At 58.7% G+C, this 598-nt stretch carries 1 protein-coding gene; it reads right to left on the bottom strand.

The window, feature by feature from the left end:
- Positions 1-54: 54 nt before the first annotated feature.
- Positions 55-588 (bottom strand): aminoglycoside nucleotidyltransferase ANT(2'')-Ia, encoded by a 534-nt coding sequence (gene aadB, locus GY634_RS17035; protein WP_003159209.1) that lies wholly within the window; start codon positions 586-588, stop codon positions 55-57.
- Positions 589-598: the final 10 nt, after the last annotated feature.

The raw sequence follows: 598 nt of genomic DNA, 5'->3' as shown, positions 1-598 counted from the left end.
GGCTAACACCTGAGTTAAGCCGCGCCGCGAAGCGGCGTCGGCTTGGACGAATTGTTAGGCCGCATATCGCGACCTGAAAGCGGCACGCAAGACCTCAACCTTTTCCGCCCCGAGTGAGGTGCATGCGAGCCTGTAGGACTCTATGTGCTTTGTAGGCCAGTCCATTGGTGGTACTTCATCGGCATAGTAAAAGTAATCCCAGATGATCGCCTCCCAGCTGTTACAACGGACTGGCCGCCCGGCGATGACGCCCTCAGCCGCCTCTGGGCACGAGCCCTGCGGAGCCTCCGCGATTTCATACGCTTCGTCTGCCCACCAAGCAGGTTCGCAGTCAAGTAACTCATCCCCGATCTCCGCTAAGAATCCATAGTCCAACTCCTCCGTGACGCGCCCGCCGAGCATTTCAACCATTGCCTCGAGCTCGCCGCGCCTCTCGCCGGGAAACGTCAGATCAATATCATCGTGCTTGCGTGTTACACGCCCTAGCCGTGCATCGATCGCCCAGCCCCCACCGATCCAGAGCGGCAGATTTCGCTCATCTGCCGCAGCTAGAATTTGGTGTATCAATGTGACCTGCGTTGTGTCCATGCGGCCTAAC

Source organism: Paenalcaligenes suwonensis, assembly GCF_011290505.1.
Lineage (GTDB): Bacteria > Pseudomonadota > Gammaproteobacteria > Burkholderiales > Burkholderiaceae_B > Paenalcaligenes > Paenalcaligenes suwonensis.
Note: the sequence above shows the minus strand (reverse complement) of the source record. Positions and strands in the feature narration are given on the sequence as shown.